Below are 24,722 nucleotides of genomic sequence, written 5' to 3'. Positions count from 1 at the left end.
ACTGGCAATGCCTACCGCCAGAACGGCGGCGACGAGATTAACCCGCCGATAGATTGGCAGTGATTTCGTCGACGCCAGTGGCGGTGCGGATGGTCAGGCGCAGCGGGACACCGGGGGTCCAGTCGGCGTGTTTGCCGATGTTCCACTGCCGCATGCTCGCAGGCAGAACGACGCCCATTGTCGAGGACAGGACGGTGGGCGTGGCAGCGCCGGGATCGGCCCGGCCGATCGCAAGCACCTGTTGGGGGGCATCCCCGCTATTGCGCCCCTCGAGCAAGACAGTGGCGTCGGCGGTCCGTCGCGCGCTCCATTGCACCGACGCCTTGGCGGCTGGGCCGGCGACGACGTATAGCGGCATGTTGAGGTTGACCGCGATGGCGACGCCCGTGGTGACGGCGGCAGGGATCTCCTGCAGCACGACACGGTAGGCGACGGCGGTGGTGACCTTGTGGCGGAGCCCGACCCTGATCAATTGGACCGCACCGGCTGCCGTGGTGAAGATCGGCGGCGATGCGATGAGATCGTCGGTCGGGGTATAGACATCCTTCCCGTCGACCTGCGTCCAGCGATAGGTCGCGACCTTGATCGAAACCGGCGCGCCGTCACCGTTGGTGATCGTCACCGATCCGATCGGGCGGTTGGCGGGCACGGTCAGCGTGACCGGGCTGACGCGGAAATTGGACGCATGCGCTGCGCCGGGTAGCCATAGCGCGAGGGTGCCGATCACCGAAAGACCGGCCGCCCCAAGGCGACCGGTCCGTACGGCATCGATCCAGGGGATCGCGTGCATCTCGCTCAGTAGTTGACGGTGACGGTGACGGTGTCGGTGTAGGTACCGGCGGGCACGGTGGTCTGATTGGCAGGAATTATGCCCGTGATCGCAGTGGCGACGAACTGACCCGTTCCGGTTCCGCCAATCGTACTGCCGGTCGTGCCATCGCCCCAGAGGGTCGTTCCGGCGGTGTCGGTAAACAGCGAATAGTTCAAGCTGTTGCCACCCGACTGCATTTTCCGGGTCGTGATGGTCGCTTCGGTACCAAGACCGGCGTTGGCGGTGGCGGTCCATGCCGTGTCGGTGGTGCACATAACGTTCACTGCGCCCGTCATGCTATGCGCCGCCCCGTCGATCACGTCTGTACCGCCGAAAACGATCCCGGAGGAATTCACTTGGCAATTTGCCGTGACGTCGGCCGTTGCAGCCATCGTGCCGGTGGTCTGCGCGGTTGCGGGCTGTGCGACGAGCGCGACCAGGCCAAAGGTTGCGGCCAGCGCGTAGGACGAGCGAAAGATATTCGTGTTCATCAGCAAATTCCCAAGACGGAGACTCGCGGGGTGCCCCCGAAGTCTGTTTGTGAAACGCCACAGTCTCTGAAGAACTGATGGCGGCGTTTCGCCCCTTCGGGTCGGTCCTAGCTGAACGGTGTTGCGTAAACTCTAAGGTTACACAGCCAGTTACCGGGTGATTCTACGTGGTTTCTAAATTTCGTCTGGGGAGGGCGGCGCAGGCGTGGCCGGTACGCGACGGGCAGCGGCATCGGCGATGATCGTCGCCGCGTCAACCGGGATGTCCGAATTGGGGGTGCGCGATTGCCACGCGGGGGACGGCGACCTAGGCGAAACGGCGGCGGGACGATCCGCGCCGAGGACAGGGGACGCGACCGCCGTGACGACCAGACCGACGCTGTGGACGACGCTGTTCCGCTGCAAGCCCGTCGCCGACTTTATCGTGGCCGGAGAAGGGCATAGTCACGGCCTCGGGCGCAAGTTCGGGCTGTTCCAGCTGACCATGCTCGGCGTCGGCGCGACGATCGGGACGGGGATCTTCGTCGCGCTTAACACCGCGGTGCCCGAGGCGGGGCCGGCGGTGAGCGTTTCGTTCGTGATCGCCGGGATCACCGCCGCGCTGACCGCTTTGTGCTACGCCGAGCTCGCGTCGGCGGTGCCGGTGGCGGGGTCTTCTTACTCCTATGCCTATGCAACCATGGGGGAATTGGCCGCCTTCCTGATCGGTGCTTGCCTGCTCCTCGAATATGGCGTGTCGGCCTCGGCGATCGCGGTGGGGTGGGGGCAGTATCTTAACGAGGCGCTAAGCCTCACCACCGGCTGGCGAATTCCCGATGCGATTGCGCGGCCGCCGGGGGCGGGTGGGGTGGTCAATCTGCCCGCGGTCGTGCTGGTCGGGCTGTGCCTGACGCTGCTGCTGCGTGGCGCAAAGGAGTCGACAACAGTCAATTCGGTGCTCGTTTTACTCAAGATTGCGGTGCTTTTGCTGTTCGTTTGCGTCGCTTTTGCACACTTTTCAGTCGATAATTACCACCCCTTCGCGCCACGCGGGCTGATCGGGATCGGATCGGCGGCGTCGTCGATCTTTTTCTCCTACATCGGGATCGACGCGGTCTCGACCGCGGGCGAGGAGGTCGACAATCCGCGCCGCAACCTGCCGCTCGCGATCATCCTGTCGCTGCTGATCGTCACCGCCGCCTATATCCTCGTCGCGGTCGCCGCGGTCGGCGCGCAGCCGTGGACTGCGTTCAAGGGGCAGGAGGCGGGGCTCGCGGTGATCCTCCACAATTTGACCGGGGCGGCGTGGCCCGCGCTCGCGCTGTCGCTCGGCGCGATCGCGTCGATCTTCAGCGTGACGCTGGTGGTGCTCTACGGCCAGACGCGGATCCTGTATGCGATGAGCCGCGACGGGCTGCTCCCTGCCTTCTTCCGCCGGGTCGACCCGGTGCGGCAGGTACCTAGGCAGAACACCTGGGTGGTCGCGGGCGGGGTCGCCCTGCTCGCCGCGCTGGTGCCGCTCGACGTGCTGGTCAATCTGACGAGCATGGGGACGCTGATCGCCTTCGCCTCGGTGTCCGTGGGCGTGATCCTGCTCCGCCGCAGCCGCCCGGACCTGCCGCGCGGCTACCGCGTGCCCTTCTATCCCGTCCTCCCGATCGCGAGCGCCGCCTTCTGCCTGTACCTGATCGCGGGGTTGCCGAAGGACACGTACCTGCTGTTCGCGGTGTGGCTGGGCGGGGCGGCGGCGCTGTACTTCGGCTATTCGCGGCGACGGTCGGTGCTGGCGACGGGGGCGGCGGGCGCTTCGGAAGGGTAGGCGTCGGGCGGAAGCGGTTTGCGGATCGCGCGGCAGGTCGGGCGAAACCCTGGGGTGCGGTACTGTCAAAGAGCGGGCGGGAGCTTAGGCTTTCGGGGGGCATGTAGGACAGCGGGGAACGGCCTGTCGCGGTCGAGCGCGTCCTCGGGTGCACCCGACAGCGGAAGGTGTCGTCCCAGGGGGCGGCACGCTTCCTTGCAGAACTATCCGGGTTGCCCTGTCCAATGGAGGAGCGCCGAAGCGGTGCGTCGGCCAGTGTTTGGGGGTGGTATCGCGTCAGATCGCAAGGGCTGCCGTCCTGTTGGACGAACGGAGGCGTCTGCGCCAGTTTGCCGCGGGTTGCTCGACCAGCGCATACATGCCTGCCGCATACAGCATCGACAGCGCACCGCTGATGACGATGATGCCCAGCAGCCCCAACGTTGGAAACAGGGCATGTACCCCGGCGATGACGGGCACATGGATCAAGTACAACGTGTAGGAGTAGAGCGCGATCACGCGCAGCGGTCGGGTGGAGAGCGCGATCGACACCCAGCCGCGATCCTGGATGGCATAGCTGAAGATTACAAAGAGCGCGCCGCCTTGCAGGGTGTAGCGAACCGTCTGGCGAAAAAGCTCGTCCCGGATGGCAAAACATCCCAGGAGAATGGCCAAGGCGAACAGCACATGGACAAGACGTGGCCGCCACGCGCCTTTGTCGAGGACCGGATTCTGCCACAAGGCGAGGCAGCATCCGAAGAGAATGCTGTCGATCCGCGTGTGGGTCCAATAATAGATCTGGCCGATGTCGGATATGGTCGCAACAGTTGCAACGCGGATCCCGAGAACCGCGATGCACGCCCCCAGGCACAGACCAGCGGCTTTTCGCGGCGAAAGAGCCGCCAATATGGCAGAAAATACCACCGGAAATATCAGGTAGAAATGCTCTTCGACCGCGAGGCTCCACAGCGGCGGTCCGGTGACCCCCTGTGCGTAGCCCGTAATCCAGGGGTAGTTTGTCAAAAAGACCAGTTGCGAGAATACGCCCCAGAACTCGGCAGGATGCTCGGCGGGAAGCCATTGGCTGATCCCAAGGATGAGCAGGAGCGTAATGTAGAGCGATGGCAGAATGCGTACGCTGCGTCTGATGTAAAAGGCCTTGATATCAATGCGTCCGGTCTGTGCATATTCCGAACGCAGAAGTGTGGTGATCAAGTAACCGCTCAGGAAGAAGAAAATCGTTACACCAAATCCGCCGGGAATCAGTCTTTCAAGACCACAATGTGCGACAAACACAATCAGAATCGCAAGCGCTCTGAATCCATCGAGTGGTACTATGTGGTCTAATGTCATGTATATGTCCCCCCCGAGACAATAGTCTTACGAATGAGGGGCTACAGGCATTACACAAGAAAAGCCAGATAGCTTCCCCGTTTTGTCGGGATGGGCGATTTTCATATTGTAAATTACGTCGTTGCAGCATGGCGGCAAGACGTTGCGACAAGACATTCCTTAGTGTCCTGTTTCGGTCGTAGGACTCCGTATCTGTACACTTTTGTGCGGCAGAAGTGGCGCGAAATTGTGCGGCCGAACTGGAGCGGAAAGCGCCAAAATTTATCTACTGAGCGCGAGGCGCTGGTCCGTTCCCCACCCTGCTCCTCTTCGCCCTTCCCCGGCGAAGGCCGGGGCCCAGTCGCGCAGGGTTCGGAAGTCGTGCGCTGCGCCATGCCCCAATCGTTCCTCGACTGGGCCCCGGCCTGCGCCGGGGAAGTGCCAACGTTGGAAAGCGGATGGCGATCGTGTCGCCGACGTTCCGGTCGATGCGGTACGCGGGTTGGGCAACGCGCTGGGGCACGGCTATGACCGCGTGGATTTACGGACGATCTATGTGACGGCGACCGACAGCTTTCCGTGGTTGCGAGCGGATTTCGTGGCGGCTTTGGGGTAAGCAGCGACCGGATGGGCGCGGTGATCCGGACCGAGACGGCGCTGTTTCCCCTTCATCCGTCATGCTGAACTTGTTTCAGCATCCACAGCGCAAAACGCCCGGATCGTTCTTGTGGCGCGGTGGACCCTGAAACGAGTTCAGGGTGACGGCGGGGTGGACGGCGCACGCTCGAACGTTTTGCGTGACCGCTTCGTTATGGCGTCGTGGATGGAGCACCAAAGCGGTCTAAGATGCTTTCGGTGAGATATGGGATAACTCGCCCTCTCTCCAAATTATAGTTCCAAGTCACGCTGCCATAGCCTTCGAATCGACGATCATTGGAATCGATTTCAACAGATAGATAATATTCGAAGAGCGTCTTTACTCGATCGATGTCGAAGTCACTGCCCCATTCGGCAGAGTCGATAAAGGCAGCGAACGCCTCGTGAGTAAGACTGGATTGTTTTGCTAATTTATACAGATCTGGCCGGCGGCTTTTCAGTAGAGCTAAGAACGATATCAATGCGGCGGGTCGAAGCTCTCGTTCTCTGGCGGCAAGAAACGAAATAGAAATGTTAGTAGATAGGGCAGATATCTGCCGCAATGACAGTTTATAGGCCCTAGTTATCCCCTGAACATAAGTAACAATATCACGCCGATCTGGACTTTCGGGAATCAGCTGATTCAAAATTCCGGATACAAACCTGTCTACGTTGCCGTCGCGATGCTTCTCGTAAGACTGTTCAAAAAATATCGAAAAGTCATAAAACTTTTCGAGATATTCCTGCGCTGCTTCTGAGATCCCGTAGCGATTTGCAACTGATAACTCAAGATGACGCCTGTTTGTTACCAAAACGAAATGTACGCGATTTGCTCGGAAAAAGTGTTTGAGTGTTTCTATGATGCCCAGTGCAAAATCCGGCCTGCACCGATCTAACTCATCAATTATAACGATCAGAGGAGTTTTGCTCGAAGTATCATCATTTTCTTGAGGACGGAGTAGATCAGGAAGGGTCTCGATACTGGTTTTGAGCGCTGCAAAGTTTTGCTCGTTCTTTCCGTGGGACTCCAATATGTGGGCAATGCGCTCTTCGGTAATGTCGCCGAACGAGTCGCTAATATCGTCCTTTAGGTCCTCTAACTGCTTAATTTCGGACGCCCCGATGAGGCCAAGCGTTAAGGCTTTCACCCCGATTTTGGCCCCTGTGGACGCCACGGCCTTTCCCACCTTGGAGGCTTGTAAAAGAAACGTTTTGTACTTCGGGTCTGCTTGGCGACCAGCGTCTTGCGCCGCCTTAACGAACACTCCAGCCAGTGCTTCAAAAGGGCTTTCCATGTAGTCGGACGAGAAAGCGTCGAAGTATATGGACGGTATGTTTTGTGACTTGAGTTCAGCAACCCACTGTCGAGCAAAAACCGACTTACCGATGCCCCAACGTCCGTCTAAGAGGCATACAGAACCATGTTCCAGTGTTATAAATATCGAAGTTAGACGGTCTGCTAGATCCTTTTTGTGAAAAAGGTCGCCTGTTGCTGTAAATCCCAGATCAACGTCTGCGTCGGTGATGCCCCCGGTAATTTTCATGACGACCTCTTAAAACGTCAGCGTAGTACAAGATGACGCGCCAACAAAGCTAATCGTCATCTCGCTACTTACGCACAGCGCCTCCCGTCATAACAATGTTAAGCACAAGCTTTCAGCAACGGCGCCAAATACTTCCCAGTAAAGCTCCCCTTAGCCTTGGCCACAACCTCCGGCCCTTCGACTACGCCTGCGCTTACGCTCCGGCTTCGCTCAGGACAGGCTTGTCCCGGGTCTTCTTCCCTAACAGCGGTTTCAGATAGCGGCCGGTGAAACTCCCTTCCACCTCGGCCACCTTTTCCGGGACACCCTGCGCCACGATCTCCCCGCCCTTCACGCCACCCTCAGGTCCAAGGTCCAGCACCCAGTCCGCGGTCTTGATCACGTCGAGATTGTGCTCGATCACGACCACCGTATTCCCCTGCTCGACCAGCTGGTGGAGCACTTCGAGCAGCTTGCGCACGTCCTCGAAATGCAGCCCCGTCGTCGGTTCATCCAGGATGTACAGCGTCTGCCCGGTCGCGCGGCGGGAAAGCTCCTTGGCGAGCTTGACGCGCTGCGCCTCGCCGCCCGAGAGCGTCGTTGCCTGCTGGCCGACCTTGACGTAGCCGAGGCCCACTTCCTGCAGCATCGCCATCTTGTCGCGGATCGGCGGGACCGCCTTGAAGAAGTCGACCGCATCCTCGACCGTCATGTCGAGCACGTCGGCGATGCTCTTGCCCTTGAACTTCACCTCGAGCGTCTCGCGATTGTAGCGTTCGCCGTGGCACACGTCGCACGTCACATAGACGTCGGGGAGGAAGTGCATCTCGATCTTGAGCAGCCCGTCGCCCTGGCACGCCTCGCAGCGCCCGCCTTTGACGTTGAAGCTGAACCGCCCGGGCTTGTAGCCGCGCGCCTGCGATTCCGGGAGCCCGGCGAACCAGTCGCGGATCTGGGTGAAGCTGCCGGTATAGGTCGCGGGGTTGGAGCGCGGGGTGCGGCCGATCGGCGACTGGTCGATGTCGATGACCTTGTCGAGATATTGCAGGCCGGTGATCTTGTCGTGCTTGCCCTGGACGATCCGCGCGCCGTTCAAGGTGCGCGATGCGGCGGCGAACAAAGTGTCGATCGTGAAGCTCGACTTGCCGCTGCCGCTGACCCCGGTGATGCAGGTGAAGGTGCCGAGCGGAAGGCTTGCGGTGACGCCCTTCAAATTGTTGGCGGTGGCGTTGTGGACGGTGATCTTCTTGCCATTGCCCTTGCGCCGGGTCTTGGGCACCGCGACCTCGCGTCGGCCCGACAGATAATCCGCGGTGATGCTGTTTTCGTTGGCGAGGACTTCCTCGAACGTGCCTTGCGCGACGATATGCCCGCCGCGCACGCCCGCGCCCGGCCCCATGTCGATCACATAATCGGCGGTGCGGATCGCATCCTCGTCATGCTCGACGACGAGCACGGTGTTGCCGAGATCGCGCAGACGCCGCAGCGTCTTGAGCAGCATGTCGTTGTCGCGCTGGTGGAGCCCGATGCTGGGTTCGTCGAGCACGTAGAGCACGCCCGACAGCCCGCTGCCGATCTGCGACGCGAGCCGGATGCGCTGCGATTCCCCGCCCGACAGCGTGCCCGAGGTGCGATCGAGGTTGAGATAGTCGAGCCCGACGTTGTTGAGGAAGCCGAGGCGTTCGAGGATTTCCTTGAGGATCCGCTCGGCGATCGCGCGTTGCTGGTCGCTGAGGTCGGCGGGGACTTGCTCGAACCATTTGAGCGCATCGACGACCGACAGGCGCGTGACGCTCGAAATGTCGCGCATCCCGATCTTGACCGCAAGCGCCTCGGGCTTGAGGCGGCCGCCGTGGCACACCTCGCACGGGGCGGCGCTCTGGTACTTGTTGAGTTCCTCGCGCATCCACGCGCTCTCGGTCGAGAGCATGCGGCGGTTGAGGTTGCCGATCACGCCTTCGAACGGCTTCTTGACGTCATACGACTTCTTGCCGTCGATGAAGGTCAGCGTGACGGGCTTGCCCTTGGTGCCGTGGAGGATCGTGCGCTGCGCCTCGTCCGGCAGGTCTTCCCATGGGGTTTCGAGGCTGAAGTCGAATTCGCGCGCGAGGCTGCCGAGGACCTGCATGTAATAGGGCGACGGGGGGTTGGACTTCGCCCAGGGGACGACTGCGCCCTTCTTGATGCTGAGCGCATGGTTGGGGACGACGAGATCCTCGTCGAACAGCAGTTTTTCGCCCAGGCCGTCGCATGCCGGGCACGCACCCTGGGGGGCGTTGAACGAGAACAGCCGCGGCTCGATCTCGGCGATCGTGAAGCCCGAGATCGGGCAGGCGAACTTCTCGCTGAACACGATCCGCCCGGGGGGCGCGTTGTCGCCGAGCACTTCCTGCTTGGGGGTGTGGACTTCGACCGGGTCGGCGGGGTCGACATAAGCGAGCCCGTCGGCGAGTTTCAGCGCCGCCTCGAAGCTTTCCGCAAGGCGCGTCGCGATGTCGGGGCCGATGACCAAGCGGTCGACGACGACCTCTAGGTCATGCTTGAACTTCTTGTCGATCGCGGGGGCTTCGTCGATCTCATAGATCTCGCCGTCGATGCGGACGCGGGTGAACCCCGCCTTCTGCCATTCGAGCAGCTCCTTCTTATACTCGCCCTTGCGCCCGCGCACGACCGGCGCGAGCAGGTAGAGCCGCGTGCCCTCGGGGAGCGCCATGACGCGGTCGACCATCTGGCTGACGGTCTGCGCGGCGATCGGCTCGCCGGTCGCGGGGGAATACGGGATGCCGACACGCGCCCACAGCAGGCGCATGTAATCGTAGATCTCGGTGACGGTCGCGACGGTCGAGCGAGGGTTGCGGCTGGTGGTCTTCTGCTCGATGCTGATCGCGGGGGAGAGGCCCTCGATATGATCGACGTCGGGCTTCTGCATCAGTTCGAGGAACTGGCGCGCGTAGGCGCTGAGCGATTCGACGTAGCGGCGCTGGCCCTCAGCGTAGATCGTGTCGAACGCGAGGCTCGACTTGCCGCTCCCCGACAGGCCGGTGATGACCGTCAGCGTATCGCGTGGGATATCGACCGACACGTCCTTGAGATTGTGCTCGCGCGCGCCGCGCACGGAAATATGAGTCAGCATAAGGCGAGTTCTACTTCTGTTCTGATGGGAGCGCCAGATAGGGAAATAGGAAAGCGCGCGGCCGGTTACGAGGGTTCCGCAGGAAACACGCTAGCGGTCGCCATATGCGGGCAGCGCCAGCTTGAACCGGATCGCCGCAGCGCGCAGCGCAAAGCCACAGGCCGCCGCCACGGGTGCGGCGATGTTGGGCGATACCCCCACCGTCACCAGCACCACATACAGCCCCGCCGCCAGCGCCGCTGCGGTCACGTACAATTCCGGGCGCATCAGGATCGACGGTTCGCCTGCGAGCACGTCGCGGATGACGCCGCCGATGCATGCCGTCACCACGCCCATCAGCGCGGCGGGGACGGGGGGGATGCCGAAGGCGAGCGCCTTGGCCGCGCCGAACACGGCATAGGCCGCGAGGCCCACCGCATCGAGCCAGTCGAGCGCGGTGCCTTTCCACCAGCGTTGCGGGGTCGTCCACACCAGCACCGCGACCGCGAGGCACGTTCCCGCGACGAGCCGGTCGTGCACCCAGAACACCGGCGCGCCGATCAGCAGGTCGCGCACCGATCCGCCGCCGGTGCCGGTGATGAGCGCGAAGAAGGTCGCGGTGACGAGCGTCTGCCGATGCCGGATTGCGGCGAGCGCGCCGGTGATCGCGAAGACGGCGATCCCGAACAGGTCGAGCCACGGCAGGACGGAGCCGAATTGCCAGGGGAATTGCGCGGGCATGGGACTGGCCTAGCGGGTATTGGGGGCGAGCGGAATCGTTCTCATGCCCCCCGCCAGCCGTCATGCTGAACTTGTTTCAGCATCCACCGTGCGGCGGGCTTGGTCCGGACTCGTGGAGGGCTGGATCCTGAAACGAGTTCAGGATGACGGCGGGGTGAGGTGGTGCCCGATAACCCTGGGCTCCGGCCTGCGCCGGAGCGCGGGTCAGACCGTGGCCGCTGCGCCGTGCTTTGCGATGTTGCTCTGCCGCCGCCCGTAGGCAAAATACAGCGCCAGCCCGATCACGTTCCACCCGACGAAGCGCACCAGCGTCGAGCTCGGCAAGCTCGCGAGCAGGTACAAACACCCCAGCACGGTCAAGGTGCCTACCACATACGCCGCCGGGCAGCGGAACACGCGCGGCATCAGCGGCGCGGTGCGGCGGAGCACGATCAGGCAGACGCCGACCGAGATGAACGCGATCAGCGTCCCCGCATTCGCCAGCTCGGCGATCTCGTCGAGGCGGAAGAATCCCGCAACCGCGGCGATCGACAGGCCGGTCAGCAAAGTGATCAGCGTCGGCGACCCGGTACGCTTGCTCACCGTCGCGAGCCCGCGCGGGAGCAGGCCGTCGCGCGCCATCACGAAAAAGATCCGGCTCTGCCCGTACATCATCACCAGGATCACCGACGGCAAAGCGATCACCGCCGCCAGCGCGATCAGCTGTGCGGCGAACGGTTCGCCCAGCTGGCGCAACACCAGCGCGAGCGGCTCGGGCGAATTGGCGAGCGCGGTGAAGGGCAAAGCGCCGATCGCGGTGATCGCCACCGCCATGTAGATCACCGTGCACACCAGCATCGACCCGACGATCCCGATCGTAAGGTCGCGCTTGGGGTTCTTGGTCTCCTCGGCCGAAGTCGCGACCGCATCGAAGCCGTAGAAAGCGAAGAACACGATCGCCGCCGCCGCCATCACCCCGCGCTTGTGCCCGCCGCTTTCGACCGAGCCGAAGCCGTACGGCATGAACGGGTGCAGGTTCGCGCTGTTGAAGGCGGGCAGCGCGTAGATCACGAACAGCGTGAGCGCGACGAGCTTGATCACGACGAGAATGATGTTGAGCGTCGCGCTCTGGCGGGTGCCGAGGATCAGCATCCCCATCACCGCCAGCGCGACCCCGACCGCGGGCAGGTTGATCAGCCCGCCGCCATGCGGCCCGACCAGCAGCGCATGCGGCAGATGCACCCCCGCCGCCTCGATCCAGCCGACGAGATAGCCCGACCAGCCGACCGCCACCGTGGAACAGGCGAGCGAATATTCGAGGATCAGGCTCCACCCGACGACCCAGGCGACGGTCTCGCCGAGGGCTGTATAGCTGAACGTATAGGCGCTCCCCGCCGCCGGGATCAGCGTGGCGAGTTCGGTATAGGCGAGCGCCGCGCAGCCGCAGACGATCCCGCAGATGACGAAGGCGAGGATCACGGCTGGCCCCGCGCGTTCCGCGCCGACGCCGACCAGCGTATAGATGCCGGTGCCGACGATCGCGCCCACGCCCAGCGCGATCAAATGCGGCCAGCTCAGCGTCTTGGCGAGGCTGTGTTTGTCGGAAACGGGGGACTCGAATGATTTGCGCGGTCCAAACATAGTCCCCATCCCCTAAGACTCCGTCAGTTCGTATTTGCGCCGAGCTGGCCGCGGAGATCGGTCAGCGTCGATTGAATGTGGCTTGCGAGCAAGGTCGTCATCAGCGCCTCGTCGCGCGCGAGCCACGCGTCGAGCAGGCCGCGATGCTCGATATGCGCGCGATCCTCGCGCCCGGCGGGCTGGAGATGCGCGACGACATAGCGTTCCGCGAGGATCGTGAGGCGCTCGACCAGTTGCGTGGTGAGCAGGCGACGCCCCGGACGGACGAGGGCTGTATGAAACACGCGGTTGCGGATCGCGACTTCGGACAGGCGATCCCCCGCCGCGCTGTCGAGTTCCTCGAACGCGGTCTGCGCGATCGCGCGGTCCGCGTCGTTCGCGACGGTCGCGGCATAGGCTGCGGCGGCGGGCTCGATGCTGAGGCGGAGCGCGAAGATGTCGTCGGCTTCCGCCGCCGACATCGGTTGGACCGCATAACCGCGGTTGGCGTGGCTGGTCAGCAACCCTTCCTGCTCGAGCCGCGCGAGCGCCTCGCGCAGCGGGATCTTGCTCACGCCGAGTTCGCTCGCCAGCGCATCCTGGCGGATCGGGGTGTGGCCGGGGAGCTTTCCGGTGACGATCTGCTCGCGGACGATCTCGAACACCTGTTCGGACAGGGTACGGACGACGATGCTCATGGACGGGCGGCTCCGATGCGAGGGACGTGGCCGCGAGACGGGCGGCAACTCACGTAACCTGGAAACCTTCCCAGAACGAGTCGCTGCGATCAATCCAGATCGTGTTGAACCCGGTCGCGATCGCCGACCCCTCGATCGACGGGATGATCGCGGCCTGCTCGCCGAGCGTGGTCGCCGCCTCGACCCGGCCGATGAAGCGGCTGCCGATGTAGCTTTCGTGGACGAAACGGTCGCCGGGGGCGAGCCGCCCGCTGTCCGCGAGATGCGCGAGGCGGGCGGAGGTCCCGGTCCCGCACGGCGAGCGGTCGATCGCCTTGTCGCCGTAGAACACTGCGTTGCGCCCGTCCGCGCCGTCTCCACGGGGCACGTCCGCCCACAGGATATGGCTGACGCCGCGGATCGTCGGGTCGAGCGGGTGGACGGGTTCGTACACCGCGCGCACCGCGTCACGGATCTTGCCGCTGAGGTCGATCAGCCGCGCTGCGCCGAGATCGTCGAGCCCGGTGTACGCGCCCTGCGGCTCGATGATCGCGTAATAATTTCCGCCGTAAGCGACGTCGATCGTCAGCGGGCCGATGCCGTCGACGTCGACCTTTATGCCCTTCGCCGCGACATAAGCGGGGACGTTGGTAATCCGCACCGCCGTCACCTTGTCGCCTTCAGTCTCATACGCCACGTCGATCACGCCGGCTGGCACTTCGATCCGCAACCGGCCTGGCTCGGCGGGCTGGATCAGCCCGTGTTCGAGCCCGAAGGTCACCATCCCGATCGTGCCGTGGCCGCACATCGGCAGGCAGCCGCTGGTTTCGATGAACAGGATGCCGACATCGGTATCTGCGCGCGTCGGGGGATAGAGGAACCCGCCCGACATCATGTCATGCCCGCGTGGCTCGAAGCACAGCCCGGTGCGGATCCAGTCGAACCGAGTCATGAAATCCTGCCGCCGCTCCGACATGGAGGCGCCCTTCAGGAGCGGGGCCCCGCCCGCAACGAGGCGGACGGGGTTTCCGGCGGTGTGGCCGTCGATGCAGAAGAAGGTATGGCGCATCGGCGGATGCTATCAGGCAGCTTGAGCGGAGGCGAGGGGTGCCGGGGGGGCAAGCGTGGGACGGGTGGCGGCGGCCTTTTCGACCATCGCGATCACTTCGGCGCGGCGGGCGCCGACCAATGGGTAGCGCGGTGGGAGGACGCGTTCGGAACCGCGGCCCATCACCTGCTCAGCGAGCTTGATCGACTGGACGAGGTCATGCTCGGCATCGAGGTGGAGGAGCGGCATGAACCAGCGGTAGATTTCCATCGCCTTGGCATGATCGCCGCGCGCGAAGGCATTGACCAGCTCGACCGATTCGCGCGGGAAGGCGTTGGTCAGGCCGGAGACCCAGCCCTGCGCGCCGAGATACAGCCCTTCGAGTGCGACGTCGTCGAGCCCGGCGAACAGCACGTAGCGATCGCCGAACGCGGTCTTTACATCGGTGAAGCGGCGCGTGTCGGGGGCGGATTCCTTGACCGCGACGATGTTGGCGACATCGACCAAAGCGGCGAGCACGTCATTGTCGATCAGCGTGCGGTACGCCGGCGGGTTGTTGTAGAGCATGATCGGCAGGCCGACCGACTCGGCAACGCCCTTGAAGTGGGCGACGAGTTCGTGCGGCTTGGGGACATAGACCATCGGCGGGAGCAGCATCAGCCCGTCCGCGCCCGCGGTCTCGGCGGCCTTGGCATAGCGCACCGCACGGCGCGTATCATATTCCGAAACGCCGGTGATGACCGGCACGCGCCCCGCAACCGCCTCGACGATCGCGCTCAGGACCTCGACCTTCTCGTCATATTCGAACGAGTTGTTCTCGCCGACCGTGCCGAGCGCGATGACACCGGTGACGCCATCCTTGATCAGATCATCGACAACGCGCTGCGTGTCCGCCAGATCGACCGTAAGGTCTTCACGGATCTGCGTGGTGACTGCGGGGAAAACACCCTTCCATGCGACAGACATTGCGTATCGACCTTCCTCAATCTCGTTGTATATACCGTATACGAAATGGGAAGTGGCAGTGCAACAGGAGAATCGCTTGCGCTCTATCGGGATCATCGGCGGCGGGGTCGTCGGGCTGACCGCAGCGCTTGCGTTGCTCGACCGCGGGCTGGCGGTGACGCTGTTCGACCCGGATGTCGCCAAGGGTGCGGCCTCCTGGGGGAATGCCGGGCATATCGCAGTCGAACAGGTCGAACCGCTCGCGTCGCCGGGGGCGATGCGGTCGGTGCCGGGGCGGTTGTTCTCGCGCGGCGGGGCGCTCGCCTTGCCGCTGTCGATGGCGGCGAGCTGGCTGCCGTTCGGCCTGAAGCTGGCGGCGGCGTCGACACCGGCGCGCTTTTCGGCGGGGACGGCGGCGCTGACGCCGTTGCTCGCGGCGGCGATGCCCGCGTGGCGCGCGCTGGTCGACGGACTCGATGCGCCCGAGCTGTTGCGGCAGGACGGGCATATCGTGACGTGGGAATCGGATGCGACCGCGCGGCGGGGGCGGTTGAAATGGCACCGCTCCGCGATCGGCACCGCATCGATCGGGGAAGTCGATTCCCCGACGTTCAGCCGGTTGCGCGGGCTGAGCAAGAGCGTGGTCGACGGGGTGCGGTTCGCCGGGAGCGGTCAGGTGCGCGACCTCGCGCGGCTCGCGGCGGTGCTGGAAGCGGCGGTCGTCGCGCGCGGCGGGACGATCGTGCGCGACGCGGCGCGGCTGATCGAGACCGCCGACGGTGTCGCAATCGAAGGACATTCGAGCGACCTGGTGCTGGTCTGCGCGGGCGTCCGGTCGCGCGTGCTGCTCGAACCGCTGGGATACCGCGTGCCGATGATCGCCGAGCGTGGCTATCACATCCGCGCCGACGCGGCGGGCTGGCCGGCGGACTTGCCGCCGATCGTGTTCGAGGACCGCGCGATGATCGTTACGCGCTATGCCGATTGCGTCCAGGCGGCGAGCTTCGTCGAACTGGGCAAGCCCGATGCGCCTGCCGATCCGCGCAAATGGGAACGGCTGGAGCGGCACGTCGCGCAGCTCGGGCTGCCGATCACCGGGCCGTATCGGCGCTGGATGGGCGCGCGGCCGACGCTGCCCGACTATCTCCCTGCGATCGGGCGGTCGGCGCGGCATCCCAATCTGCTCTATGCCTTCGGGCATCAGCATCTCGGCTTGACGCTCGCGCCCGTGACCGCGCAGCTTGTCGGTGCGCTCGCGGTGGCGGACCAGCCGTCGGTCGCGATCGCGCGCTTTTCGCTCGACCGTTTCTCTCGGCAAGGATCGCGTACATGACCATCGGTGGATCGACCGCAGCAACCGAACTCGCAGCGCTCGCGCCGTGGGGCGACCCCGCACCGCGCATCACCGCCGCCGAACGCGCCGCGCGGCTCGACCGTGCACGCCGGCTGACGGCGGAGGCGGGGGCGGATGCGCTGCTGATCGGCGCGGGCGCGAGCCTGCGCTATTTCGCGGGCGTGCCGTGGGGCGCGAGCGAGCGGCTCGTCGCGCTGGTGCTGCCGGTTGAGGGTGATCCGGTAATCGTCTGCCCGCGGTTCGAGGAAGGATCGCTGCTCGCGGCGCTCGAGATTCCCGCCGACGTGCGGTTGTGGGAAGAGGATGAGAGCCCGTCGGCCTTGGTCGCCGCCGGGTTGCGGGGTGGCGCGACTCTGCTGGTCGACCCGCAACTGCCGTTCGGGATGGCGACCGCGCTGGGGGCGTGCGGGCTGGTGCTGCGCGATGCGTCGGGGGTCGTCGATGCGTGCCGGATGCTCAAGAGCCCGGCGGAACTCGCGCTGCTGTCGCAGGCCAAGGCGATGACGCTGGAAGTGCAGCGGCGCGCGGCGGCGATCCTCGCGCCCGGCATCCCGGCGAGTGCGGTGATCCGCTTCATCGATTCCGCGCATCGGGGGTTGGGGTCGGCGGGGTCGTATTTCTGCGCGGTGCAGTTCGGGCGCGCGACCGCGTTTCCGCATGGCTTGCCGGGGGACCAGCTGCTCGAGGAGGACCAACTCGTGCTGATCGACACCGGCTGTCAGGTCGAAGGCTATCATTCGGACATCACGCGGACCTATGCATTCGGGACGGTCGATGCCGAGGTGCACGCGATCTTCGAGACCGAGCAGGCGGCACAGCGCGCGGCGTTCGAGGCGGTGCGGCCGGGGGTTTCGTGCGAGAGCGTGGATGCCGCGGCGCGCGTGGTGCTGGAGCGCGCCGGGCTGGGGCCGGACTATCGGTTGCCGGGGCTGCCGCATCGCACCGGGCACGGGATCGGGCTGTCGATTCATGAGCCCGCTTATCTGGTGCGCGGCGACCGGACGGCGCTTGCGCCGGGGATGTGTTTTTCGAACGAACCGATGATCGTCGTGCCCGATCGCTTCGGGGTGCGGCTGGAGGATCATTTCCACGTCACCGAGACGGGCGCGGCGTGGTTCACCGAGCCGCAGCCGTCGATCGACCGACCGTTCGGGTAGCGGGGGGCGGGGGCGGCTCTTCAATCACAGGGGGAACGATGATGCGACATTCGACACGGTTTGCACTGGTGCTGGCGCTGCTGACCACGACGACGACGGTGCCGATTCAGGCGCAGGAGCCCGCACGGACGACCGCGACGCAGGGGCGGCCGGCACTGGTCGCAATGTTCACCGAATGGCGGCGGTTCGCGGACGCACCGCTGGTCGACGGCGTGCCCGACTATTCGCCCGCGGCAATGGCGCGGCAGGCCGTCGGGCTCGCGACCTTCCGCCAGCGGCTGGCGGCGCTCGACCGGGCGGGCTGGAGCAAGGCGGACGGGATCGATGCGCAATTGATCGAGGCCGAGATGAACGGGCTCGACTTCAACCTGCGCGTGTTGCGGCCATGGGCGCGCGACCCCGGTTTCTACCAGACGGTGTGGGGTGAAGAGAGCGACGTGCCCGCACACGAAGGCCCCAACGCCCCCGCGATCGACCTGTTCGCGTTCGACTTTCCGTTGTCGGCGAAGGACGCGCGGCAGCTGACCACGATGCTCCAGACCGTGCCGACGTTGCTGACGCAGGCGCGCGGCACGCTTGACGAGAGTAACGCGCGCGACCTGTGGTTGTATGGCGCGCGCGCGTTCCGCGAACAGTCGGCGGTGCTGGCGAAGCTCGAGGCGGGGACGCTGACGATGCGGACGCTGGAAGGCGCGAAGCACGCCGATCTGTCGGGTGCGGGGCGGACGGCCTTGCCTGCGGTTCGCGCAGCGCGCGCCGCGACCGATGCGTTCGCGGCGTGGATCGCGGCGGAAGCGCCCAAGAAGACCGGGCCATCGGGCGTGGGCAAGGCGGATTATGACTGGGCGATGCGCAACGTCCATCTGCTGCCGTACGGCTATGACGAACAGGTCGCGTTGCTCCAGCGCGAGCTTGACCGATCGCGCGCATCGCTGCGGCTGGAGGAAGTGCGCAACCGCGCGTTGCCGCCGCTCGATCCGATCGAGGATCCTGCCGCTTACAATAAACTGGCTGCCGAGAAGGCGCGGCGGTTTGCCGATTTCCTGATTACCACGGGAATGGTGCCCGACAAGCCTTATTACCGCGCAGCGATCGCCGCCCAGCAAGTGCCGTTCACGCCGCTCGCCGAGCGCAACTTCTTCTCGCACGTCACCGCGCGCGACCCGTTGCCGCTGTACAGCCATGACTATCACTGGATCGACCTCGCGCGGTTGAAGCATCAGCCACAGGCCGACCCGATCCGGCAGGGGCCGCTGCTCTACAACATCTGGGAGGAACGCTCCGAGGGGTTCGCGACCGCGATGGAGGAAATCGCGCTCCATACCGGGCTGTACGACGACCTGCCGCGCGGGCGCGAGCTAGTGTGGATCATGCTGGCCAACCGCGCGGCGCGGGGGTTGGCGTCGCTCAAGGTGCAGGCGAACGAGATGACGCTGGCGGAAGCGGGGCAATTCCACGCACGCTGGACCCCGCGCGGGTTTTCGGACGCCGCAAGCGATCTCGTCGGGTTCGAACAGCTGCTCTACCTGCGCCAGCCGGGCTATGGGACGAGTTATGTGACGGGGAAGCTGCAATATGACCGGCTGCTGTCGGACCTGTCCGACCGGGCGGAGCGCGACGGCACGCGCTTCGATGCGGCGCGCGCGTTGCAGGCGATGTGGGCGCCGGGGATCATCCCGGTCGCGTTGATCGAGGCGGAAATGGTCGAGGGCGGGCGCTGAGGTTCACATTCTACCGTCATTCACGCGGAGGCATGGCCTCTGCCCAATCATAGCTGTTCTCCCGCGAAGGCGGGAGTCCAGGAGTCGCGAGAATTGTAAGTCGTTGTTCTGCCTGGCTCTGGATTCCCGCTTTCGCGGGAAAACAGCAAAGGACGGTTCGGTAGGACGAGCGGGGCCAGCCAGTAGAGATCCCGGAGCAGACGCGCGTTTTTAAACCGTCCGTCATCCTGAACTGGTTTCAGGATCCAGTCCTCCGCGAGTCCGGACTATGCCTGCTGCGCGGTGGATGCTGAAACGAGTTCAGCATGACGGCAGTTTTTGGGGCGCGGGGTGGCGGGCAAACCTCCGATTGCCTTCACGCAACGGTCTCACGTTCGCGGTGGATGACGGCGTTTGGGGCACCCGCTCGCCTCACTCCTCGTCGGGATACGGGCCCTTGCCGCCCGCGGCGATCAGCTGGTCGGTGCGTTGCTCGATCACCGGGACCGGGACCGAGCCCATCTCGAGCATCGCGTCGTGGAACGCGCGGATGTTGAACTTCGGGCCCAGCGCCTTCTGCGCCTTGTCACGCGCGGCGACGAAGGCGAGTTCGCCCATGTAATAGGACACCGCCTGCCCGGGCCAGGCGATATAGCGATCGACCTCGGTCTCGATCTCATGATCCGACAGCGCGGTATTGTCGTGGAGATACGCCTGCGCCTGCTTGCGGGTCCAGCCCTTGGCGTGGATGCCGGTATCGACCACCAGCCGCGCCGCGCGCCACGCCTGATAGCTCAGGAATCCGAACGTGTCGTACGGCGTCTCGTACATCTCCATATCCTCGCCGAGCGCCTCGCAATAGAGCGCCCAGCCCTCGCCGTAGACCGACAGATAGGTATCGCGCCGGAACGCCGGGAGCGCGGTATTCTCTCCCGCGAGCGGCATCTGGAAGGCGTGGCCGGGCGCGCTTTCGTGGAGTGTAAGTGCGATCTGCGAATAAAAGGGGCGCGACTTCAGGTCGTAGGTGTTGACGAGGTAGATCCCCGGCCCGCCGCGCCCGCCGGTGTAGAAGGGCGCGATGTCGGCGGGAACGGGCTTGATCGCGAAGCGGCTGCGCGGGAGGTGCCCGAAGTATTGCGACGCCTTGCCGTCGAACGTCTTGGCGATCCACGCCGCGCGGTACAGCAGTTCGTTGGGAGTCTTGGGGTAGAATTGCGGATCGGTGCGCAGATGGTTGAAGAATGCCTGCAAATCGCCCTTGAACGCGACCTGCTGCATCACCGTGTCCATCCGCGCACGGATCTTGGCGATCTCGGCGAGGCCGACCGCGTGAACTTGATCGGGGGTGAGGTCCTGCGTCGTATATTCGCGGATCTTGCTTTGGTAATACGCCTTTCCGTCGGGCAGGTCGTAAGCGGCGAGCGCGACGCGGGCGTGCGGGATGTAATCCGTGCGCAGGAAGGCGAGCAGTTTCGCGTGCGCTGGCACCACCGCCTGGGTGATCGCGGCGCTGCCCTCGGCGCGCAGCGTTGCCTGTTCGGCAGCGGGGATCGTCTTGGGGAAAGTCTCGAACGGGGCGTAGAAGGGCGAGGCGGTTACGCTTTTCGCTTCGACGACTTGTGCCACGCCGGAATCGCGGCCCTGGAGCGTGATCTGCGGCGGGGTGAAGCCGCGCGCGAGCCCGGCGCGCATGTTGGCGATCTGCTGGTCGTAATAGCGCGGGATGTCGCGCAACATCGCGATATAGTTGCGGTAATCCTGCGCGGTGCGGAAGCTGCCGCGTGCGGACCCGGCGATGTTGCCCCAGAAACTGGTGTCGGCGTTGAGCGGCTTCTCATACTCGCGGTAGCGTTGCTCGGCGAGCAGCGCGTCGATCTGCTGTTTGTAGACGACGTAATTGACGCGGTTGGCGGGCGACAGGCTGGCGGGGGCGATCGCTTTGAGCGCGGTTTCGGTCGCACTCCAGCGCGCGAGGCGTTCGGCCTGCGCGGCCGGGCCGACATCCGGGAGCTTCGCGCTCTTGCCCTTGGGGGTGTCCTCGTCCTGCTCCATCTGGCGTTGCCGCCAGGCATATTCGGACGTGTAGAGCGCCTCAAACCGCGCGTCGGCGGATTGGGCTGCGGCCCTAGTCGCCCGCGGTGCGGCCTGCGCAGCCATACCGCCGAGCATCGTGCCACCGAGGGCAAGCGTCAGGAGGATCGTTCGCATCGTCATTCTCCCGAAGGCAGCTTCATGATGTCGTCGTACAAGGCCGCGGGGATCGCCACCCCGTCGGCAAGACTGCGGCGACGCGCGGCATAGCGGCGCTGCGACGGCAGGCGCGCGCCCTGATCCTCGATTCCGGCGAACAGCGCCTCCGCGCGCAGCAGGTGATGCGTCACCGCGGTGCCGACGAACCCCGCAGGGTCGATCGCGATGATCAGCTCGCCCCCGATCGGCGATCCGCCACGCTGCGCATCGGCGGTGAGCGATTCCTGGCTAGTCATGTCCCCGATCAGCGGACCCGCGAGCAATTCCACCATGGCGGCGAGTGCCGACCCCTTGTGCCCGCCGAAGGTCCGCATCGCACCCGCGAGCACCGCCGCGGGATCGGTCGTCGGTTGCCCGGCGGCATCATAGCCCCAATCGTCGGGGACGGGTTTGCCCGCGCGGCGGTGCAGCTCGATTTCGCCGCGGGCGACCGCGCTGGTCGCGAAATCGAAGACGAACGGCTCCTTCCCGGGGCGCGGCCAGGCGAAGGCGATCGGGTTGGTCCCGAACACCGGGCGCGTGCCCCCTTCGGGCGCGACCCAGGCGTGGCTCGGGGTGAAGGCGAGCGCGACCAGGCCGGCACCGGCGAGCAGCTCGACCTCGGGCCACAAGGCCGCAAAGTGGACGACATTGTTGAGCGCGAGCGCCGCGATCCCGCAGCGCCGCGCCTTTTCGATGAGCAATGGTCGGCCGCGTTCGAACGCGAGTTGCGCGAACCCGCCCGCGCCATCGACGCGGACGAGCCCGACCGCGGGTTCGCTCACCACCGGTTCGGCATCGACCACCACCGCGCCGCGCGCGATGCTGTTGGCCGCGACCAGCAAGCGGTAGATCCCGTGGCTCGCGCAGCCGTCGCGCTCGCCTGCGACCATGGTTTCGGCAACCGCGGCGGCATGCGCGCGCGACAGGCCCGCGCCGATCAGCTTGGCGTTCGCCAGATCGTGGAGCGCGTCGAGCGAGAGGTGGACGTCGGGGCGGAGTTCGGGAGCGTCGAGGTCGGCGGCTGGGCGGGAAGCGGTGCGGGATGCGGTCATGTAGTCGGGGCCGATCTGGTGGCGGGGGCGGGGGCGGCGGTCATCAGCCGTGCGCCGAACACCGGCCCGGCGGCGGATTTGTCGTGCGGCAGGAAGCGGATCTTGACGCTCGCCTTGCCCTTGGTGAGGGCAGGGGGAATCGGATAATCGACGTCGAAGAACTTGCCGGGCTGGTCGGCCTCGAGATGCTGGGTCGCGATCTTGACGTTGTCGACGAGGATGTCGAAGTCGCGCGCGCGCTCGTCCCCCCAATAGCTTGCCTGGAGGATCAGCGGGCCGGGGCGCGTCTTCATCGCGAATTCGAAATAGCCGCCCGAGCGCGCATCGCGCCCGTTGCGACCGCGATAGCTGACCGGGTAGGAAATCTCCGAGGTCAGGCCGTGGTCGCGTTCGGGCTGCATTTCGCCGAGATGCATCGTGTCGACCGAGCGTGCCGCGAGATCGCGTGCGCGCGCCTGTTCGGTGAGGAAGGCGGCTTCCTCGCGCTTCCAGGCGGCATCGGTGAAGCTTTTGAAATAGACCGCGCTGCGGCGTTCATACTGGCTGTAGAAGGGCACGAAGCTGAGGTCGCCGGGGCGGACGATGCCGCGCGTGGCATAGCTGCCCGCGGTTCCCGCAACGGGGGTGAAGGCAGCGAGCAGGTCGGTGCCGACCAGCGCCGGATCGGCCTTGTCCCATTTGTCCGCGACCGGGCCGAGATCGGCGGCGAGCACCATCGGCCCGCGCAGCACCACGACGGTGTCGGCATCGCCGGGCGCGCTTTCGATCCGCAAGTCGAGCGGGATCGCGATCGAAACCGTGTCGCCCTTCTTCCAGCGGCGCTCGACCAGCGCATAACCGTTGGCGATCACCGGTTCGACCGCCGCACCGTTGACCTGCACGACCGCCTTGCCCGCGGCCCAGCCGGGAACGCGCAGCGCGATCGCGAAGCGGCCGGGCTTGACGAGCGTCGTCAGCGTCAGGCGCGATTCGGGTTCATAGGGGTAGCGCGTGTCGAGCCGGAGCGTCGCGCCGCGCGTGCGCCACTGCGCTTCCGCCGGGATGTAGAGGTTGACGAGCAGCGTGTTGCCGCCTTCCCAGAAGATCGATTCGCCGTGCTTGGCGTGGCTTTCCATTCCGCTGCCGACGCAGCACCAGAAGACGTCGTCGGCGGGCGTCGAATAATCGCGCGCGACGCCCGACATCAGCGGGGTCATGTAGCTGAAGCCCGCATTGCGCGGGTTCTGCGCAGCCATCACGTGGTTGAGATGCGCGCGCTCGTAATAATCGAACAGCGCGCCATCGGGCTGCCAGCCATAGAGGTGCCGGGTCAGCTTGAGCATGTTGTAGCTATTGCAATGCTCGCACGTCTGTTCGGTGATGTGCGTCGCGATCGTGTCGGGCGCGGTGAAATATTCGCGGTCGGCATTGCCGCCGATGACATAGCTGTGATGCCCGGTGACGGTCTGCCAGAAGAATTTCGCGGCGTTGGCGGGGGCGGGCTTGCCGTTCAGTTCGTGGATCCGCGCGAGCCCGACGAGTTTGGGCACTTGCGTATTGGCGTGGAAATTGGCGAGCTTGTCCTCGCCCGCGACGAGCGGGTCGAGCACGCGGCGGTCGTACAGCCGCTCGGCGATCGCCAGCCAGCGCGAGTCGCCGGTGCGCGCGGACAGCTCGGCATAGCTTTCGTTGAGCCCGCCATATTCGCACCCGAGCAACGTCTGCATCTGCGCATCGTCGAGCGCGGCGAAGACCTTGGCGAAATACTCCGCGAGCCCGGTCGCGACCTGCAACGCCTGGATGTTGCCCCAGCCGGCGTGGACATCGAGCAGTCCCGCGAATACCTTGTGGACGGTATAGAGCGGCGACCAGGAGCCGTTGAGATCGAACCCGCCCGAGCGGATGTCGCCCTTCATCACTTCGGGGAAAATCTCCTCCCCGTCGACGATCTTCCCGTCCTTCCGCTTGCGCCCGAGTGCGCCGACATAGCCGGTGCCGCGCTTGGCCTGTGCGCGGGCGAGTTCGGCGACGACATAATCCGCGCGGGTGCGGCACGCGGCATCGCCGGTCTGCTGGTGCATCAGCACGAGCGCGGTAAGATAATGGCCGAGCGTGTGGCCCGCGATCGTGTCGCTTTCCCAGCCGCCGTAGATCGGGGCCTTGGGCGGAAGCCCGGCATAAGCCATGAAATTATGGAGCAACCGGTCCGCGCTGAGCCGCAGCAGATAGGTGCGGTTGACCTCGACCGCGGTGGCATAAGCGGAGGGGAGCAGCCGGACCGCCGACAGCGGCAGCGGTTTGGCCTTGGCCGGAAGCGCGCTGGTCGCGACCGCCGCCAGCCCGCGCGCGGGCGCGCTCGCCAGCGTGACCGCGGCCATGCCCCACATCCATTCCCGCCGGTTCGCGCGCACATCGATCTCCCATCCGAATATCGGCGTTCCGGGGTCTGCCATGCGCAAGCCCATTTTGCCAACAAATAATATACGGTATAATATGCGTTGACGATCGGGGCGCGTCGTTTCAGGTTGCCACCGACCCTGATCGATTGCGAGCCTT

General features: G+C 65.2%; 17 protein-coding genes. 4 read left to right on the top strand and 13 right to left on the bottom strand.

From position 1 onward, the window contains the following. Nucleotides 1–37 precede the first annotated feature (37 nt). Entirely contained in the window at nucleotides 38–790 is a 753-nt protein-coding gene (locus AC3WJR_RS14230) for a fimbrial biogenesis chaperone (RefSeq protein WP_492725621.1), read from the bottom strand. Nucleotides 791–795: 5 nt separating this feature from the next. Then, nucleotides 796–1,302: a spore coat protein U domain-containing protein gene (locus AC3WJR_RS14225; RefSeq protein ID WP_492725620.1), complete on the bottom strand. Its 507-nt coding sequence runs from the start codon at nucleotides 1,300–1,302 to the stop codon at nucleotides 796–798. 205 nt (nucleotides 1,303–1,507) lie between these two features. On the opposite strand from AC3WJR_RS14225, the gene AC3WJR_RS14220 reads away from it, so the two are divergent. Then, nucleotides 1,508–3,100: an APC family permease gene (locus tag AC3WJR_RS14220; protein WP_492725619.1), complete on the top strand. Its 1,593-nt coding sequence runs from the start codon at nucleotides 1,508–1,510 to the stop codon at nucleotides 3,098–3,100. A gap of 276 nt (nucleotides 3,101–3,376) precedes the next feature. On the opposite strand, the gene AC3WJR_RS14215 is transcribed toward AC3WJR_RS14220, so the two are convergent. The 8 genes from AC3WJR_RS14215 to AC3WJR_RS14180 all read right to left on the bottom strand — a co-directional run bounded on the left by AC3WJR_RS14215 (nucleotide 3,377) and on the right by AC3WJR_RS14180 (nucleotide 14,713). Continuing rightward, nucleotides 3,377–4,432: an acyltransferase family protein gene (locus tag AC3WJR_RS14215; RefSeq protein ID WP_492725618.1), complete on the bottom strand. Its 1,056-nt coding sequence runs from the start codon at nucleotides 4,430–4,432 to the stop codon at nucleotides 3,377–3,379. 788 nt (nucleotides 4,433–5,220) lie between these two features. Next, nucleotides 5,221–6,591: a KAP family P-loop NTPase fold protein gene (locus AC3WJR_RS14210; protein WP_492725617.1), complete on the bottom strand. Its 1,371-nt coding sequence runs from the start codon at nucleotides 6,589–6,591 to the stop codon at nucleotides 5,221–5,223. Between the two features lie 193 nt (nucleotides 6,592–6,784). Beyond that, entirely contained in the window at nucleotides 6,785–9,703 is a 2,919-nt protein-coding gene (gene uvrA, locus AC3WJR_RS14205) for an excinuclease ABC subunit UvrA (protein WP_492725616.1), read from the bottom strand. A 90-nt stretch (nucleotides 9,704–9,793) separates the two neighbouring features. Then, on the bottom strand, nucleotides 9,794–10,423 hold the full coding sequence (locus AC3WJR_RS14200) for a trimeric intracellular cation channel family protein (protein WP_354279003.1): 630 nt from the start codon (nucleotides 10,421–10,423) through the stop codon (nucleotides 9,794–9,796). 204 nt (nucleotides 10,424–10,627) lie between these two features. Further along, entirely contained in the window at nucleotides 10,628–12,052 is a 1,425-nt protein-coding gene (locus tag AC3WJR_RS14195; RefSeq protein WP_492725615.1) for an amino acid permease, read from the bottom strand. A gap of 14 nt (nucleotides 12,053–12,066) precedes the next feature. After that, complete coding sequence (locus AC3WJR_RS14190; RefSeq protein WP_492725614.1) at nucleotides 12,067–12,720, bottom strand: GntR family transcriptional regulator; 654 nt, start codon at nucleotides 12,718–12,720, stop codon at nucleotides 12,067–12,069. A gap of 49 nt (nucleotides 12,721–12,769) precedes the next feature. Continuing rightward, the gene (locus AC3WJR_RS14185; protein ID WP_492725613.1) at nucleotides 12,770–13,768 is read right to left on the bottom strand and encodes a 4-hydroxyproline epimerase; all 999 of its coding nucleotides are present in this window, start codon (nucleotides 13,766–13,768) and stop codon (nucleotides 12,770–12,772) included. A 12-nt stretch (nucleotides 13,769–13,780) separates the two neighbouring features. Then, a complete protein-coding gene (locus AC3WJR_RS14180; RefSeq protein ID WP_354279006.1) occupies nucleotides 13,781–14,713 on the bottom strand; it encodes a dihydrodipicolinate synthase family protein in 933 nt (310 codons plus the stop codon). 76 nt (nucleotides 14,714–14,789) lie between these two features. On the opposite strand from AC3WJR_RS14180, the gene AC3WJR_RS14175 reads away from it, so the two are divergent. Genes AC3WJR_RS14175 through AC3WJR_RS14165 form a run of 3 tightly spaced genes read left to right on the top strand, consistent with a single transcriptional unit; the run spans nucleotide 14,790 to nucleotide 18,924 of the window. Continuing rightward, nucleotides 14,790–16,025: an NAD(P)/FAD-dependent oxidoreductase gene (locus AC3WJR_RS14175; RefSeq protein WP_492725612.1), complete on the top strand. Its 1,236-nt coding sequence runs from the start codon at nucleotides 14,790–14,792 to the stop codon at nucleotides 16,023–16,025. Then, on the top strand, nucleotides 16,022–17,203 hold the full coding sequence (locus AC3WJR_RS14170; protein WP_492725611.1) for a M24 family metallopeptidase: 1,182 nt from the start codon (nucleotides 16,022–16,024) through the stop codon (nucleotides 17,201–17,203). Before AC3WJR_RS14175 ends, AC3WJR_RS14170 begins: the two co-directional genes overlap by 4 nt. Nucleotides 17,204–17,241: 38 nt before the next feature. Further along, nucleotides 17,242–18,924: a DUF885 family protein gene (locus tag AC3WJR_RS14165; RefSeq protein WP_492725610.1), complete on the top strand. Its 1,683-nt coding sequence runs from the start codon at nucleotides 17,242–17,244 to the stop codon at nucleotides 18,922–18,924. A 411-nt stretch (nucleotides 18,925–19,335) separates the two neighbouring features. Here the strand turns inward: AC3WJR_RS14165 and AC3WJR_RS14160 are convergent, their stop codons facing one another. The 3 genes from AC3WJR_RS14160 to AC3WJR_RS14150 are packed head-to-tail and all read right to left on the bottom strand — an operon-like array spanning nucleotide 19,336 to nucleotide 24,619. Next, nucleotides 19,336–21,117 (bottom strand): DUF885 domain-containing protein, encoded by a 1,782-nt coding sequence (locus tag AC3WJR_RS14160; protein ID WP_492725609.1) that lies wholly within the window; start codon nucleotides 21,115–21,117, stop codon nucleotides 19,336–19,338. Beyond that, nucleotides 21,114–22,187, bottom strand: a complete 1,074-nt coding sequence (locus tag AC3WJR_RS14155) for an Ldh family oxidoreductase (protein ID WP_492725608.1) — start codon at nucleotides 22,185–22,187, stop codon at nucleotides 21,114–21,116. The genes AC3WJR_RS14160 and AC3WJR_RS14155 overlap by 4 nt, the downstream gene beginning before the upstream one ends. After that, a complete protein-coding gene (locus AC3WJR_RS14150; protein ID WP_492725607.1) occupies nucleotides 22,184–24,619 on the bottom strand; it encodes a beta-L-arabinofuranosidase domain-containing protein in 2,436 nt (811 codons plus the stop codon). The genes AC3WJR_RS14155 and AC3WJR_RS14150 overlap by 4 nt, the downstream gene beginning before the upstream one ends. Between the last annotated feature and the right edge of the window lie 103 nt (nucleotides 24,620–24,722).

The organism is Sphingomonas sp. FW306-05-A (assembly GCF_058782275.1).
Note: the sequence above shows the minus strand (reverse complement) of the source record. Positions and strands in the feature narration are given on the sequence as shown.

Coding starts and splice junctions, on each gene's coding strand:
- AC3WJR_RS14210 (WP_492725617.1), bottom strand. CDS start 6,591: ATGAAAATTACCGGGGGCATCACCGACGCAGACGTTGATCTGGGATTT.
- AC3WJR_RS14185 (WP_492725613.1), bottom strand. CDS start 13,768: ATGCGCCATACCTTCTTCTGCATCGACGGCCACACCGCCGGAAACCCC.
- AC3WJR_RS14180 (WP_354279006.1), bottom strand. CDS start 14,713: ATGTCTGTCGCATGGAAGGGTGTTTTCCCCGCAGTCACCACGCAGATC.
- AC3WJR_RS14230 (WP_492725621.1), bottom strand. CDS start 790: ATGCACGCGATCCCCTGGATCGATGCCGTACGGACCGGTCGCCTTGGG.
- AC3WJR_RS14225 (WP_492725620.1), bottom strand. CDS start 1,302: ATGAACACGAATATCTTTCGCTCGTCCTACGCGCTGGCCGCAACCTTT.
- AC3WJR_RS14215 (WP_492725618.1), bottom strand. CDS start 4,432: ATGACATTAGACCACATAGTACCACTCGATGGATTCAGAGCGCTTGCG.
- AC3WJR_RS14165 (WP_492725610.1), top strand. CDS start 17,242: ATGATGCGACATTCGACACGGTTTGCACTGGTGCTGGCGCTGCTGACC.
- AC3WJR_RS14195 (WP_492725615.1), bottom strand. CDS start 12,052: ATGGGGACTATGTTTGGACCGCGCAAATCATTCGAGTCCCCCGTTTCC.
- AC3WJR_RS14200 (WP_354279003.1), bottom strand. CDS start 10,423: ATGCCCGCGCAATTCCCCTGGCAATTCGGCTCCGTCCTGCCGTGGCTC.
- AC3WJR_RS14190 (WP_492725614.1), bottom strand. CDS start 12,720: ATGAGCATCGTCGTCCGTACCCTGTCCGAACAGGTGTTCGAGATCGTC.
- AC3WJR_RS14150 (WP_492725607.1), bottom strand. CDS start 24,619: ATGGCAGACCCCGGAACGCCGATATTCGGATGGGAGATCGATGTGCGC.
- AC3WJR_RS14170 (WP_492725611.1), top strand. CDS start 16,022: ATGACCATCGGTGGATCGACCGCAGCAACCGAACTCGCAGCGCTCGCG.
- AC3WJR_RS14160 (WP_492725609.1), bottom strand. CDS start 21,117: ATGACGATGCGAACGATCCTCCTGACGCTTGCCCTCGGTGGCACGATG.
- AC3WJR_RS14155 (WP_492725608.1), bottom strand. CDS start 22,187: ATGACCGCATCCCGCACCGCTTCCCGCCCAGCCGCCGACCTCGACGCT.
- uvrA (WP_492725616.1), bottom strand. CDS start 9,703: ATGCTGACTCATATTTCCGTGCGCGGCGCGCGCGAGCACAATCTCAAG.